Origin of the sequence: Pseudooceanicola nanhaiensis DSM 18065, from assembly GCF_000688295.1 — a bacterium.
Lineage (GTDB): Bacteria > Pseudomonadota > Alphaproteobacteria > Rhodobacterales > Rhodobacteraceae > Pseudooceanicola > Pseudooceanicola nanhaiensis.
Window position 1 is genome coordinate 465462 of the sequence record NZ_JHZF01000011.1, and the last position, 15167, is coordinate 480628.

Genomic DNA, 15167 nt, shown 5'->3' on the forward strand with positions numbered 1-15167 from the left:
GCGCAACCGGGGGGATCGGGAAGGGAGCGGCGCCCATCCGGTCCGGGGTCAGAGGATCTTCTGACCCGTCTTCGCCCAATCCTTCATGAAGGCGTCGAGCCCCTTGTCGGTCAGGACGTGGTTCGCCATCTGGTGGATCACCGACGGCGGGGCGGTCGCCACGTCGGCGCCGATCCGGGCGGCGTCCGTCATGTGGTTCACCGAGCGGATCGAGGCCGCGAGGATCTGGGTCTCGAAGCCGTAATTGTCATAGATGATCCGGATGTCCTGGATCAGGTCCATCCCGTCGAGGTTGATGTCGTCGAGCCGCCCGATGAAGGGCGAGATGAAGGTCGCGCCCGCCTTCGCCGCCAGCAGCGCCTGGTTCGCGCTGAAGCAGAGCGTCACGTTGACCATCCGGCCCTCGTCGCTCAGCACCTTGCAGGCGCGCAGCCCGTCCCAGGTGAGCGGCACCTTGATGGTGATGTTGTCGGCGATCTTGGCCAGCTCGCGACCCTCGGCGATCATGCCCTCGGCATCGAGCGCGACGGTCTCGGCCGAGACGGGGCCCTCGACGAGCTCGCAGATCTCCCTGGTGACTTCCTTGATGTCACGGCCGGATTTCATGATCAGCGACGGGTTGGTGGTGACGCCGTCCACCATGCCGAGCGCATGGAGTTCACGGATCGCCTCGATCTCGGCGGTGTCGACGAAGAATTTCATGTGAGGGGTCCTCTGCCGGGTTGGACTTTGGCCGCTTGTTATCCGATAAGACGGGCCTCCGAAAGCAGGAAGGCGCGATCGAGCGTAATGGCGAGCGTGAGGGAACCCGGGTATTTCGACGAAGGCGCGCTGGTGTCGGTGCTGACGACTCAGCCGCTGGACCGGACGCTCGATTACCGCGCGCCCGAGGGAGGCTGCGTGGAGGGGGCCTTCGTGCAGGTGCCGCTCGGGCCACGGCAGGTGATGGGCGTCGTCTGGGGGCCGGGACGCGGGGATTTCGACATCTCCAGGGTCCGCCCCGTGACGCGGGTGCTGAACGTCGCCCCGATGCGCGAGGAGATGCGCGAGTTCCTGACGCGGGCAGCCGCCTACACGCTGACGCCGATGGCCGCGATGCTGCGGCTTGCCACACGCGCGCCGGGGCTGACCGATCCGCCCTCGATGCGCAAGATCTACCGGCTGGGCGATGCAGAGCCCGCGCGGATGACCGATGCCCGGACCCGCGTGCTGGACGTGCTCGCATCGCATGGCGGGGCGGGGTTCACGCTGAAGGAGCTCTGCGACGAGGCGGGGACCTCCTCCTCGGTCGTGAAGGGGCTGGTGCAGGCGGGCGCCGTCCGGGAAGAGGCCGCGCCCCGCGACGTCGCCTTCCCCCGGCTCGACAGCCACCGGCCCGGCAAGGCGCTGACCGAGGACCAGCAGAGCGCCGCCGACCGGATCGCGGAAGGCGTGCGGACGGAGCGCTACGGGACGACGCTGCTGCGCGGCGTGACCGGCTCTGGCAAGACCGAAGTCTATCTGGAGGCGGTCGCGCAATGCCTGAGGAAAGGGCGGCAGGCGCTTGTTCTGCTTCCGGAAATCGCCCTGACCGCAGAGTTCCTGAACCGCGTCGAACAGCGCTTCGGCGCGCGCCCCGCCGAGTGGCACCACGGTGTCACCATGACCGAGCGGCGGCGCATCTGGAAGATGGTCGGCCAGGGTGGCGCAGAGCTGGTGGTGGGTGCGCGATCGGCGCTCTTCCTGCCGTTCCGCGATCTCGGGCTGATCGTCATCGACGAGGAACACGACGGCTCCTACAAGCAGGAGGACGGGGTTCTCTACAACGCCCGCGACATGAGCGTGCTGCGCGCCTCGCTCTGCGGGGCGCAGGTTGTGCTGGCCTCGGCCACGCCCTCGCTCGAAAGCTGGGCGAATGCCGAAGCGGGCAAATACGCCCGCGTCGATCTCGAGAGCCGTTTCGGGGACTCGCTCCTGCCGGAGATGAAGGCCATCGACATGCGGAAGGAGCGTCTGGAAACGGGGCGCTGGGTCTCGCCCACACTTCGCGCGCAGGTCGAAGAACGCCTTGCAAATGGCGAGCAATCCTTGCTTTTCATCAACCGGCGGGGCTATGCGCCGGTGACGCTCTGCCGGGCCTGCGGTGAGCAGATCAACTGCGAACATTGTGACGCCGCGATGGTCGAGCACCGCTTCCTGAAGCGCCTCGTCTGCCACCAATGCGGCGAGACGCGCCCGATGCCGGACAAGTGCCCCTCCTGCGAGGCCGAGGGCCGGCTTGCGCCGATCGGTCCCGGCGTCGAGCGCCTGACCGAAGAGGCGCAGGCGGTCTTCCCGGACGCCCGGATCGCGACGCTGTCGTCGGACCTCTTCTCCTCCGCCCGGGCCCTGAAGGAGCGGATCGAGACCATTGCGGCCGGGGGCGCCGACCTCATCATCGGCACGCAACTCGTTGCAAAGGGGCACAATTTCCCGCTTCTCACCCTCGTCGGCGTGATCGATGCGGACCTCGGACTGCAAGGCTCCGACCTTCGCGCGGCCGAGCGCACCTTCCAGCTCATGCGGCAGGTCTCGGGCCGCGCGGGCCGCGCCGACCGGCCGGGCACCGCGCTCCTGCAGACGCATCAGCCAGACCACCCGGTGATCCGCGCGATCCTGACCGGGAACGAGGAAACCTTCTGGCAGGCCGAGGCCGAGACCCGCCGCGCCATGGAAATGCCGCCCTATGGACGGCTTGCGGGCCTCGTGCTCAGCTCCACCGACGCGGCCGAGGCGATGCGGATCGGCACCGAGCTCGCCCGCCACGACGGCGCGATCCGGGCCATCGGCGCGCAGGTCTTCGGACCCGCGCCCGCGCCGATCGCCCGGATCCGCGGCCGCCACAGGGTCCGCCTGCTGGTGAAGGCGCCGAAGGGCGCGCCGGTGCAGGACGCGATCGCCAGGTGGCTGGGCCCGCTGGCCCTGCCCAAGGATTTCCGGCTCTCGGTCGACATCGACCCGCAGAGCTTCTTCTGAAGGAGAGAAAGATGGACGCACAGACCGGAACCTGCCGCTGCGGCGCCGTGACCCTCACGGTGACGCAGCCGCCTTTCATGACCACCGCCTGCCATTGCACCGGCTGCCGGAAGATGTCCTCGAGCGCCTTCTCGCTGACCGCCATGGTCCCGCAAGACGCTCTGGAGGTGGAAGGCGAGACCGTGCGGGGTGGCATCGGGGCGCCGCCGCTCGACCATCGTTTCTGCCCCAGGTGCCTGACATGGCTCTTCACCCGGATCGAGGGGCAGGAATTCGTCAACATCCGCCCGACCATGTTCGACGTCCCGGAATGGAGCCGCCCCTACATGGAAACGATGACCGCCGAGAAGCTGCCGTGGGCGCAGACCCCGGCCGAGCATGCCTTCCCCGGCTTCCCCGATCCCGACGCGTATCCCGCGCTGATCGCAGGTTTCGCCGCCCGGGGCTGATCTGGAACCGGGGAGACATTCCCCCTTCCCAAGCGGCAGGTTCCGGTCTATCAGGCGGTCCATGATCACACGGACCGCCCTCAACGCCTCCATCCGACGCCGACGCACCCGCGCCTGACGTCCCGTGATCCCGTGCGCCTGCCGCACCCCCGACAAAACCCTCCGCAACATTGACTTGGTCCCGAGCCTCATGCTCTGTCATGGCTCTTCCATATCCGAGGTATCCACATGATCCCCTCCGTCCTGCCGACCTATTCCCGCGCGCCGCTTCACTTCGTGAAGGGCGAAGGCTCCTGGCTGATCGAGGAGGACGGGCGCCGATTCCTCGACCTCGGGTCGGGCATCGCGGTGAACGTGCTGGGACATGCGAACCCGAAGCTGGTCGCGGCGCTGACCGAGCAGGCGAACAAGGTCTGGCACCTCTCGAACCTCTACGAGATCCCCGAGCAGAAGGCGCTGGCCGACAAGCTGGTCGAGAACACCTTCGCCGACACCGTCTTCTTCACCAACTCGGGCACCGAGGCCTGCGAGCTTGCCGTGAAGATGGCGCGGAAATACCATTACGAAGCGGGCGCCGACCGGACCGAGATCCTCACCTTCCACGGGGCTTTCCACGGGCGCTCCTCGGCGGCCATCGCCGCGGTGAACACCGAGAAGATGGTGAAGGGTTTCGGGCCTCTCCTGCCGGGGTTCAAGCAGCTTCCCTTCGGCGATATCGAGGCGGTCCGCGCCGCGATGTCCGACAAGACCTGCGCGGTGATGATCGAGCCGGTGCAGGGCGAGGGCGGCATCAACGTGGCCACCGACGAGTTCCTGAAGACGCTGCGCGCCTTCTGCGACGAGACCGGCACGCTCCTGATCTTCGACGAGGTGCAATGCGGCGTGGCCCGGACGGGACGGCTCTTTGCCCATGAATGGGCGGGCGTGACGCCCGACATCATGATGGTCGCCAAGGGCATCGGCGGGGGCTTCCCGCTGGGTGCCGTGCTGGCCACCGAGAAGGCCGCGGCAGGCATGACGGCCGGCACCCATGGCTCGACCTATGGCGGCAACCCGCTGGGCTGCGCCGTCGGGCTCGCGGTGATGGAGACGGTGACCGATCCCGATTTCCTCGCGCAGGTGAACCGCAAGGCCTCGCTCTTCCGCCAGAAGCTCGAAGGGCTGGTCGCGACCCATCCCGGCGTCTTCGCCGAGGTCCGGGGCCAGGGTCTCATGCTCGGGCTCAAATGCGTCGCCCCGAACGCGGACGTGGTGAAGGCGGGCTACGAGGCCGAGGTCATCACGGTGCCGGCCGCGGACAACGTCATCCGCCTGCTGCCGCCGCTCACCATCACCGAGGACGAGATCGCCGAGGCGATCGCCCGGCTCGACCACGCGGCCATCGCCGTCGCGGCGGGCTGACAGCTCCTTCCCTGACACCGGCGCCGTCCCCCGGGCGGCGCCCTTTTTACCGACAGACAGATGAACCATTTCCTTGACATCCACACCACCGACGCCGCCGATCTGCGGCACATGATCGACCACGCCCAGGGCATGAAGCAGGCCCGCCTCGGCCGCCCGCGCGGCGCGCCCGACGACGAGCAGCCGCTCGCGGGCCACATGGTCGCGCTGATCTTCGAGAAGCCCTCGACCCGGACCCGCGTCTCCTTCGACGTGGGCGTGCGCCAGATGGGCGGCGAGACGATGGTGCTTTCGGGGCAGGACATGCAGCTGGGCCACGGCGAGACGATCGGCGACACGGCGCGGGTGCTGTCGCGCTATGTCGATCTGATCATGATCCGGACCTTCGACGAGACGGTGCTCCAGGAGATGGCGGAATGCGCCAGCGTGCCGGTCATCAACGGGCTGACGGACCGCTCGCACCCCTGCCAGATCATGGCCGACATGATGACCTTCGAGGAGCGGCGGGGGCCGATCAAGGGCAAGAAGGTGGTCTGGGTCGGTGACGGCAACAACGTCTTCGCCTCCTTCCTGCACGCGGCCGAGCAGTTCGACTTCTCGCTGACATTCTCCGGCCCGCAGCAGCTCGACCCCGACCGGGATTACGTCGACCGGGCGCGCGAGAAGGGCGTCGACTTCACCATCCAGCGCGACCCCTGGCGGGCGGTCGAGGGCGCGGACCTGATCGTGGCGGACACCTGGGTCTCGATGCACGACGCGCAATCGACGCGGGAGCGGCGGCACAACCTGCTGCGCGCCTACCAGGTGAACGACGACCTGATGGCGGCGGCGGGGGACGAGGCGCTGTTCATGCACTGCCTGCCCGCGCATCGGGGCGAGGAGGTCACCTCCTCGGTCATGGACGGCCCGCAATCGGTGGTCTTCGACGAGGCCGAGAACCGGCTCCACGCCCAGAAGGCCATCATGCGCTGGTGCCTCGGGGTCTGATCCGGCGGAGCGGCCCGCGGCGCGGGCCGCACTTGACGCCTTGCGATCCGGCCATGGCCGGATCGCGCGGGGGCCCTGGCGCAGAGGCGGTGGTGGCGGGACGGGCCCGGCCGGACGGGGTCGCGCGTGCCGGCGCGCAGGGCGCAGCCTGGCGCTTCGCCCCCTGCGGCCCCTCTACCGTCGCGGTTTCGCCCTGAGCGTCGGATCGGCCTGCGTCGGATCCTCGGGCCAGGGGTGCCTGGGGTAGCGTCCGCGCATGTCCTTCCGGACATCGGCGTAGGAGCTCGCCCAGAATCCGGGCAGGTCCATCGTGACCTGCACCGGCCGCCCCGCCGGGGAGAGGAGCGAGACGCGCAGCGGCTGGCCGGCGACGCTCGGGTGGGTGGTCTGGCCGAAGAGTTCCTGCAGCCGCAGTTCGATCGCGGGGACCTCGCCGGAATAATCGATGGGGATCTCGCGCCCAAGAGGCGTCGTGAACCGCGCCGGCACGGCCCGGTCGAGCGCCTGCTGCCGGTCCCAGTCGAGCATGCCGCGCAGCGCGGGCATCAGATCGAAGCTCTTCCATTGCGCGACCGTCTTCACGCCGGTGAGGTGCGGGAGCAGCCAGTCCTCGAGGGTCGCCATCAGCGCGTCCTCCGACATGTCGGGCAGGGCGAGCCCGCCCGCGCGGGCGAGAGCGACCCGGGCGCGGAACAGCCGCGCGGCCTCCTGCTGGGGCAGGCCCAGTTCGCGCACGCCCTCGAGCATGGCGCGGGCCACGGCCTGCGCCGGGGCGTCCGTCCAGCTGCGGTCGTCGAGCGCGATGGCCCCGAAGCGCTCCTGCCGCCGGGCCACGACGCGGCGCTCGCGGCGGGACCATTCGCAGATGTCCACCCAGGCGATCTGGTCCGGAAACAGCCCCCGCAGCGCGCTTTCGCTGATCGCCGCGGCCTGGCGGACCCTGGCCTCGCGCGGGTCGCCGTCGAGGTCGGTGGCGACGATCAGCCGGGCCGAGGCGAGCGGGTCGCCCGCGTCGATCACCGCGCCCTTGCCGCCCGAGAGCAGGAAGCGCGGCGCCTCGCCGGGGCGGCGCAGGCCGATGCGGTCGGGGTAGGCGAGGGCGGCGAGCTCCGCGGTGCCGAGGCCCTGCGCCGGGCCGGCGCTGGCGCGGAGGCGTTTCGCCTCCTGCTTCACGCGTTCCAGCGTGGCGCGGTGCACCGCGAATCCGCGGTCGCGCTGGAAGCGGGCGGGGTCCCGGGCGGCCTCGACGCGGAGCGTGAGGTCCCGGGGCGCTTCGCGCGGGAGGATGTCGCGCTCGGCCATGAGGGCCGCCAGCAGGGCGGCGTCGGGACCGCCGAGCTGGAGCATGTGGGCGAGGCGGGGGTGGAGCGGAAGCGCCGCCAGGGCCCGGCCATGGTCGGTGATGAGACCGCCCGCGTCGAGCGCGCCCAGCATGTGCAGCAGCGCCTGCGCCTCGGCATAGGCGCCGGGGTTCGGCTGGGTGAGAAAGGGCATCGCCGCGGGTTCGGCGCCCCAGAGCGCGAGGTCGAGGGCGAGGGGCGCGAGGTCCTCGGCCTCGATCCCCGCGGGCGGGAAGGCGGCGAGCGCGCCCTCCTCGCCGCGGGTCCAGAGGCGGTAGCAGGTGCCCTCCGCCACGCGCCCCGCGCGGCCGCGGCGCTGCTCGGCCTCGGCGCGGGTGACGCGCTCGGTGACGAGCCGCGCCATGCCGGAGCCGGGATCGAAGCGGGCGCGGCGGGCGAGGCCCGCATCGACCACGACGCGGATGTCCTCGATGGTGAGCGAGGTTTCCGCGATGGAGGTGGCAAGGACGATCTTGCGGCCCGCGGTCTCGGTACGGATCGCGGCGCGCTGCGCGGCGAAATCCATCGCGCCGAAGAGGGGGCGGATGTGGTGGTCCCCGGGCAGGCGGTCCCTGAGGAGGGCCTCGGTGCGCCGGATCTCGCCCTCGCCGGGAAGGAAGACGAGGATCCCGCCCGTGGTTTCGCCCGCGGCCTGAAGGACGAGATCGGCGAGGGCGGGTTCCATGCGCGCGCCGCGCCCGAGGGGGCGGTCGAGCCAGCGGGTCTCGACCGGGAACATGCGGCCTTCGGAGGTGACGAGCGGCGCGTCCATCAGGGCGGCCACCGGGCCCGCGTCGAGCGTTGCGGACATGGCGAGGAGGAGGAGGTCCTCGCGCAGTGCACCGGCGATCTCGAGGCAGAGGGCGAGGCCGAGATCGGCGTTCAGCGAGCGTTCGTGGAACTCGTCGAAGATCACCGCGCCGATGCCCGTGAGCTCCGGGTCGGACTGGATCATGCGGGTCAGGATGCCCTCGGTGACGACCTCGATGCGGGTCGCCCCGGAGACCTTCGCCTCGCCGCGAATGCGGTAGCCGACGGTCTCTCCGGGCGCCTCGCCCAGCGTCTCGGCCATCCGCGCGGCGGCGGCGCGGGCGGCGAGGCGGCGCGGCTCCAGCATCAGGATGCGGCCGCGGGCGAGCCCCGCCTCGAGCATCGCCAGGGGCACCTTCGTCGTCTTGCCGGCGCCGGGCGGGGCCTGCAGCACCGCGCGGCCCCGGTCCCGCAGGGCCGCGATCAGGGCGGGGAGGGCATCGTCGATGGGCAGGCGGGGCGTCGTCATGGGGCGGTTTATGGGGCAGGGCGGGCGCGGCGTCCATGCGGCTCTGGACTTGGGGGCCGGGGGCAGGCATTCAGGCCCCTGCAGCAGACCGGGGGTGGCATGGATATCGCGCAACTGGCCGAGAAGGTGATCGCGGGCGACCGTCGGGCGCTGGCGCGCGCCGTGACATTGGTGGAGAGCCGGCGGGCGGACCATCGCGCGATGACCGCCGAGCTGATGGAGCGGCTTCGGGGCGCCGGGCGCGAGGCGGTGCGGATCGGGCTCTCGGGCACGCCGGGCGTGGGCAAGTCGACCTTCATCGAGAGCTTCGGGATGATGCTGACGGGGCAGGGGCTGCGCGTCGCAGTGCTGGCGGTGGACCCTTCCTCGGCGCGCTCGGGCGGTTCGATCCTGGGCGACAAGACGCGGATGGAGCGGCTCTCGCGCGATCCGAAGGCCTTCATCCGTCCGTCTCCGGCGCAATCGCAGCTCGGGGGCGTTGCGCGGCGCTCGCGCGAGGCGGTGGCGCTCTGCGAGGCCGCCGGGTTCGACGTCGTGCTGGTGGAGACCGTGGGCGTCGGGCAGTCCGAGACCGTGGTGGCCGAGATGACCGACCTCTTCGTCCTGCTGCTGGCGCCCGCGGGCGGGGACGAGCTGCAGGGGGTGAAGCGCGGGATCATGGAGATGGCCGACCTGATCCTCGTCAACAAGGCCGATGGCGCGCTGAGGGAGACCGCCACGCGGACCCGCGCCGATTACGCGGGGGCGCTGCGGCTGCTGCGCAAGCGGCCGCAGGACCCGGAGGGCTTCCCGAAGGCGATGACGGTCTCGGCGGTGGAGGAGGCGGGCCTGCCGGAGGCCTGGGAGACCATGACGGAGCTGGTCGGCTGGCGCCGGGCGCAGGGTCATTTCGCGCGCAACCGGGCCGACCAGGCGCGCTACTGGTTCCGCGAGGAGGTCCGCCACGGGCTGCTCGCCCGGTTGGACGAGCCCGATGCGAAGGCCCGGATGGCGGCGCTGGCGGACCGGGTGGCGCAGGGCGAGGCGGCCCCCGCCGCCGCCGCGCAGGAGATGCTGGAGAGCCTCGGGAAGGGATGAGGCGCGCAGCCCGCCGGCCGGGTCCCGTGCCGGTCCGACGTCCGGCCCGCGGGCCGTGGTGCGGGGGGTGCGTCCGGGAAAGGTTTGCGCCGGGCGAAGCCCGTCGCGCCGGAGGGGGGCTGTCTGCCCCCCTCTTGGCCTGCGGCCAATTCACCCCCCGAGGATACATGGACCAGAGGAAGGTGGGCGAAGCCCGGCCCGCGCGCGGCCTGCCCGGCGGTCCCTGATCCGGCGCGAGACCCCTTGCCCCCGCCGCCCGCCGGGTTCATACCCGGCCCATGCGCATACTCTTCCTCGGAGACGTCATGGGCCGCGCCGGGCGCGCCGCCGTGGCAGAGACCCTTCCCCGGCTGCGCCGGGACTGGCGGCTCGATTTCGTCGTGGTCAACGGCGAGAATGCCTCGAACGGGGCGGGGCTGACGGGCGATCACGCGAAGCTCATCCTCGAGGCGGGCGCCGACGTGGTGACCCTGGGCGATCATGCCTTCGACCAGAAGGACATGCTCCAGTTCATCGAGACCGAGCCCCGGGTGATCCGGCCCGTCAACTTCGCCAAGGGCGCGCCGGGCCGCGGGCACGGCGTCTTCCCGGCGACGCAGGGGCGCAAGGTGCTGGTGACCCAGGTGCTGGGACAGGTCTTCATGAAGCGCGCCTTCGAGGATCCGTTCAGCCAGATCGAGGGCGTGCTGAAGGCGCATCCCCCCGGCGGCATGGTGCAGGCGAGCCTCGTCGACGTGCATTGCGAGGCGACCTCGGAGAAGATGGCGCTCGGGCATTGGTGCGACGGGCGGGCCTCGATGGTGGTGGGCACGCATACCCATGTGCCGACGGGCGACGCGATGATCTTGCCCAAGGGCACCGCCTACCTGACCGATGCGGGGATGTGCGGCGATTACGACAGCGTCATCGGCATGGACAAGGAAGAGCCGATGCGGCGCTTCGTGACCGGGATGACGAGGGGGCGCTTCAGCCCGGCGGCGGGCGAGGCGACGCTCTCGGGCCTCTATGTCGAGACCGACGACCGCACCGGCAAGGCGACGCGGGTCGAGATGGTGCGCCAGGGCGGGCGGCTGACGCAGGCCGGCCCGGCCTGAGCCGCGCGGGGCGGCGGCCGCGGTTCGGCAGGCCGGCGGACCGCATGAAGGCCGCGCCGCGCTTGCCCCGTCGCGGCCGCTTCGGATAAATGGCCCGACGCAGAGGCAGGGACCGACGGCACAGATGCAATTCCTGGACATCCCCCAGACCGGTCAGGCGCTGCTCGCGCTGGCCGTCGTGGTGATCATGTTCCTCATGTTCATCCGCGAGATCTATCCCACCGAGGTGGTCGCGATCGGCGGCGCCTGCCTGATGATGCTGCTGGGTCTTCTGCCCTACGACCGCGCGCTCGAGGTGCTGTCGAACCCGGCGCCCTGGACCATCGCGGCGATGTTCATCGTGATGGGGGCCCTGGTGCGCACCGGGGCGCTCGAGACCTTCACCAAGACCGCCGAGAAACGCGCGGTCGACAGCCCGAAGACCGCCATCGTCGCGCTGCTGGCCTTCGTGGTGGTCTGCTCGGCCTTCGTGAACAACACGCCGGTCGTGGTGGTGATGATCCCGGTCTTCGTGCAGATCTCGCGCCGGCTAGGGGTGGCCGCCTCGAAACTGCTGATCCCGCTCAGCTACGGGGCGATCATGGGCGGCACGCTGACCCTGATCGGCACCTCGACGAACCTGCTGGTCGACGGGGTCGCCCGGGCCGGCGGGATCGAGCCGTTCACGATCTTCGAGGTCACGCCGCTCGGCATCGTGGTGGTCGCCTGGGGGATGCTCTACCTCGCCGTCGTCGGGCGCTGGCTGCTGCCCGAACGGGCGAGCATGGCGAACCTGTTGTCGGACCGCTCGCGGATGAAGTTCTTCACCGAGGCGGTGATCCCGCCCGAGTCGAACCTGATCGGGCGCGAGGTCACCGGCGTCCAGCTCTTCAAGCGCGAGGGCGTGCGGCTGATCGACGTGGTCCGCGGCGACGTCTCGCTCCGGCGCAACCTGAAGGGGGTCGAGCTGCAGGTCGGCGACCGGGTCGTGCTGAGGACCCAGATGACGGAACTCCTGTCGCTGCAGCGGGACAAGAGCCTCAAGCGGGTCGACCAGATCTCGGCGGTCGAGACGACGACGGTCGAGGTCCTGATCTCGCCCGACTGCAAGATGGTGGGCCGGTCGCTGGGCTCCATGCGGCTCAGGCGGCGTTACGGGGTCTATCCGCTGGCGGTGCACCGGCGGAACCAGAACATCGGGCGTCAGCTCGACGACCTGGTCGTGCGGGTCGGCGACACGCTGCTGCTCGAGGGCGCGCCCGAGGACATCCGTCGCCTCGCGGCCGAGATGAACCTCGTCGACGTCTCGCAGCCGCAGGCGCGGGCCTTCCGCCGGGATCACGCGCCGATCGCCGTGGTCGCGCTCTTCGGGGTGGTGATCCTCGCCGCGTTCGGGGTGGCGCCGATCCTGCTGCTCTCGGGCTTCGCGGTGGCCGTGGTCCTGCTGACCCGCTGCATCGACAGCGACGAGGCCTTCGCGCAGGTCGACCTCAGCCTCCTGGCGCTGATTTTCTCGATGCTCGCCGTCGGCGCGGCGCTCGAGGAATCGGGCGCGGTGGCGCTGATCGTCGACGCGGTGACGCCCTGGCTGATGGGGCTGCCGGGCTTCTTCGTGATCTGGGCGATCTACCTGCTGACCTCGATCCTGACCGAGCTGGTGTCGAACAATGCCGTCGCCGTGGTGGTGACGCCGATCGCCATCGGCCTCGGCGCCGCCATGGGGGTCGATCCGCGGCCGCTCGTGGTCGCGGTCATGGTCGCGGCCTCGGCAAGCTTCGCGACCCCGATCGGCTACCAGACCAACATGCTGGTCTACGGCCCGGGGGGCTACAAGTTCACCGACTTCCTGCGCGTCGGCATCCCGCTGAACTTGACCACCGGGCTCATCGCCTCGGCGGTCATCCCGCTGATCTGGCCGCTGTGATGGACAACGGGTGGGAGGCCTCGGCCGGGCCCTGGATCGAGAGCCTCGGCGCGGCCGGCGATTTCGGCCGGGAACATGTCCTCGACGCGCCGATGCTGGCGCGGGTCGGGCACGGGCGCTTCGAGCGCATGCTGGACGTGGGCTGCGGCGAGGGGCGCTTCTGCCGGATGACCGCCCCGCGCGTCCGCGAGCGTGTCGGGATCGATCCGACCCGGGCGCTGCTCGACGCCGCCCGCGCGCGCGATCCGGAGGGCCGCTACATCGAGGCGCGCGCCGAGGCGCTGCCCTTCGCCGACGCCAGCTTCGATCTCGTCGTGAGCTACCTCAGCCTGATCGACATTCCCGACATCGACGCCGCGATCCCCGAGATGGCCCGCGTCCTCGCGCCCGGCGGCACGCTCCTGGTCGCCAATCTCAACCCCTTCGCCACCGCGGCCGTGCCCGATCACCGGATCACCGACGCGGCCGGCCGCGACCAGCTGGTCGTCGACCGCTACTTCGACGAGCGCGGCGCATGGACCGCATGGCGCGGCATCCGCATCGTGAATTACCACCGCCCGCTGTCGCGCTACATGAACGCCTTTCTCGCCGCCGGGCTGCAGCTCACCGCGTTCGAGGAACCGCAGCCCTCGGGCGGCGATCCGGCCCGCGTCGCGCGCTACAGCGCCGCGCCCTGGTTCCACCTGATGGCCTGGGGCAGGCCCGTCCCCTGAGACCGCGCCCCTCTTTCCTCTGGTCCATGTATCCCGGGGGGACTCGGCCGCAGGCCGAGGGGGGGCTGGCCCCCCGCCGCCCTCAGGGCAGTTCCAGCGGCCAGAACAGGGGCACCAGCAGCACCGTCACCAGTCCCACGATCAGGTTCATCGGCACGCCCACCTTCAGGAAGTCGGCAAAGCGATACCCCCCGGCGCTGTAGACCAGCGTGTTGGTCTGGTAGCCGATCGGCGTCGCGAAGCTTGCCGAGGCCGCGAACATCACCGCCACGACGAAGGGCCGCGGGTCATAGCCGAGCGCCACCGCCAGCGCGGCGATGAAGGGCGTCATGACCACCGCCACCGCGTTGTTGGTCACGCTCTCGGTAAGCACCGAGGTCACGGCATAGACCACCGCCAGCACCAGGAGCGGCGGGGCGCTTTCGACGAGCGGCCGCAGCGCCTCGACGATGAGCCCGAGCGCACCGGTGCTCTCGAGGCTGCCGCCGATCACCAGCATCGAGACGATCAGCAGCAGGAGCCGGCCGTCGATCGCGCCGATGCCCTCGCGGGCCGAGACGCAGCCCAGCACCAGCGCCAGCGCCGCCGCGACGATGGCGAGCGGCAGGATGGGGGCCACCTCCAGCGCGGCCAGCACCACCACGCCGACCAGCAGCCCGACCGAGAGCAGCGCCTTGTCGCGCCGGAACGCCTCGGCGCGCGAGGGGGCGAGCGGGATCAGCCGCATCTCCTCGACCAGCCGGGCGATGTCCTCGGCGGAGCCGTCGAGCAGCAGCGTGTCGCCGATGGCGAGATGCGCGTCCGAGAACCGGTCGGTGATCTGCGCGCCGCGCCGGTGCACGGCCAGCGGGTAGACCCCGTAGCGCCGCCGCCAGCGCAGGCGGCCCAGCGTCCGGCCCAGCACCGCGCTGTCGGGGCCGACGATGACCTCGACCGCGTCGCTCTTGCGGGCGCGCGCCGCCTCCAGCCCCGGGATCGCGAGCCCGCGGGCGCGACCCTCGCGGAAGCCCATGACCTCCACGTCGCGGGTGCGCACGACGAGCGTGTCGCCGGCCTCGAGCAGGGTATCGGCGATCTGCCCGCGCAGCGAGACGTCGCCGCGGATCAGGTCCATCACCCGGCTGCCGCCGCGCGACAGGTCGGTGACATCGCCCGCCCGCACGCCGATCAGCGGCGATTCCGGCGGGATGAAGAGCTCGGCCAGCCACGCCCGGTCGGGCCCGGCGAGACCCGCCACCGCCGGGCCGCGATCGGGCAGGAGCCGCGCGCCGAAGAGCGCGAGGAAGCCGCCGCCGACCAGCGCCACGCAGAGGCCGAGCGGCGCGATCTCGAACAGGCCGAAAGGCGCCAGCCCGAGGTCGCGGGCGACGCCGTCGACCAGGAGGTTGGTCGAGGTCCCGATCATCGTGCAGGTCCCGCCGAGGATCACGACATAGGACAGCGGGATCAGCAGCCGCGAGGGCGCCACGCCCATCGGTTTCGACAGGCCCAGCACCACGGGGATCAGCACCATGACCACGGGCGTGTTGTTCATGAAGGCCGAGGCCGCGCCGGCGGCGACGAAGAAACCGCCCATGGCCAGCACCGGCCGCCGCGCGGCCAGCCCCGAGAGCCGGCTCACCGCGGCCTCCAGCGCACCCGAGCGCACGAGCGCGGCCGAGAGGATGAACATCGCGCCGATCGTCGCGGGCGCCGAGTTCGACAGCGCGCCCAGCACGTCATCGGTGCTCACCAGCCCGAGGGCGAGGGCAAGCGCCGCGCCCGCGAAGGCGGTGACCTCGGGCGGCCGGATCTCCAGCACGAAGGCCACGAAGACCAGGGCCACGAGCACGAGCGCGGCCCAGGCGGCGATCTCGGGCGGCAGGGTCCAGATCATGCGGCGGCTCCCGCGGCGCGCGGGGCCCGGGCGGGGGAGGGGTTCGTCATGTGG

At 71.2% G+C, this 15167-nt stretch carries 11 protein-coding genes; 8 read left to right on the plus strand and 3 right to left on the minus strand.

The window, feature by feature from the left end; all coding sequences use genetic code 11:
• Nucleotides 1-48: 48 nt before the first annotated feature.
• Complete coding sequence (gene fsa, locus Q344_RS0103190; protein ID WP_028285395.1) at nucleotides 49-702, minus strand: fructose-6-phosphate aldolase; 654 nt, start codon at nucleotides 700-702, stop codon at nucleotides 49-51.
• Between the two features lie 87 nt (nucleotides 703-789).
• On the opposite strand from fsa, the gene Q344_RS0103195 reads away from it, so the two are divergent.
• The 4 genes from Q344_RS0103195 (at nucleotide 790) to argF (ending at nucleotide 5831) form a co-directional block, all read left to right on the plus strand.
• Entirely contained in the window at nucleotides 790-2994 is a 2205-nt protein-coding gene (locus Q344_RS0103195; RefSeq protein WP_036538245.1) for a primosomal protein N', read from the plus strand.
• A gap of 11 nt (nucleotides 2995-3005) precedes the next feature.
• Nucleotides 3006-3443, plus strand: coding sequence for a GFA family protein (locus Q344_RS0103200; protein WP_028285397.1), 438 nt, complete (start codon nucleotides 3006-3008; stop codon nucleotides 3441-3443).
• 228 nt (nucleotides 3444-3671) lie between these two features.
• Nucleotides 3672-4844: an aspartate aminotransferase family protein gene (locus Q344_RS0103205; protein WP_028285398.1), complete on the plus strand. Its 1173-nt coding sequence runs from the start codon at nucleotides 3672-3674 to the stop codon at nucleotides 4842-4844.
• A gap of 60 nt (nucleotides 4845-4904) precedes the next feature.
• Nucleotides 4905-5831: an ornithine carbamoyltransferase gene (gene argF, locus Q344_RS0103210; protein ID WP_028285399.1), complete on the plus strand. Its 927-nt coding sequence runs from the start codon at nucleotides 4905-4907 to the stop codon at nucleotides 5829-5831.
• A gap of 174 nt (nucleotides 5832-6005) precedes the next feature.
• On the opposite strand, the gene hrpB is transcribed toward argF, so the two are convergent.
• On the minus strand, nucleotides 6006-8450 hold the full coding sequence (gene hrpB / locus Q344_RS0103215; RefSeq protein WP_036538248.1) for an ATP-dependent helicase HrpB: 2445 nt from the start codon (nucleotides 8448-8450) through the stop codon (nucleotides 6006-6008).
• Between the two features lie 99 nt (nucleotides 8451-8549).
• Between hrpB and meaB the strand changes: the two genes are divergently transcribed.
• The 4 genes from meaB to Q344_RS0103235 all read left to right on the plus strand — a co-directional run bounded on the left by meaB (nucleotide 8550) and on the right by Q344_RS0103235 (nucleotide 13237).
• Nucleotides 8550-9527, plus strand: coding sequence for a methylmalonyl Co-A mutase-associated GTPase MeaB (gene meaB, locus Q344_RS0103220; RefSeq protein WP_028286599.1), 978 nt, complete (start codon nucleotides 8550-8552; stop codon nucleotides 9525-9527).
• Nucleotides 9528-9805: 278 nt separating this feature from the next.
• Entirely contained in the window at nucleotides 9806-10621 is an 816-nt protein-coding gene (locus Q344_RS0103225) for a TIGR00282 family metallophosphoesterase (RefSeq protein WP_028285401.1), read from the plus strand.
• A gap of 124 nt (nucleotides 10622-10745) precedes the next feature.
• Complete coding sequence (locus Q344_RS0103230) at nucleotides 10746-12524, plus strand: SLC13 family permease (RefSeq protein WP_028285402.1); 1779 nt, start codon at nucleotides 10746-10748, stop codon at nucleotides 12522-12524.
• A complete protein-coding gene (locus Q344_RS0103235) occupies nucleotides 12524-13237 on the plus strand; it encodes a class I SAM-dependent methyltransferase (RefSeq protein ID WP_028285403.1) in 714 nt (237 codons plus the stop codon). Before Q344_RS0103230 ends, Q344_RS0103235 begins: the two co-directional genes overlap by 1 nt.
• Nucleotides 13238-13319: 82 nt before the next feature.
• Here the strand turns inward: Q344_RS0103235 and Q344_RS0103240 are convergent, their stop codons facing one another.
• A complete protein-coding gene (locus Q344_RS0103240; protein ID WP_028285404.1) occupies nucleotides 13320-15113 on the minus strand; it encodes an SLC13 family permease in 1794 nt (597 codons plus the stop codon).
• Between the last annotated feature and the right edge of the window lie 54 nt (nucleotides 15114-15167).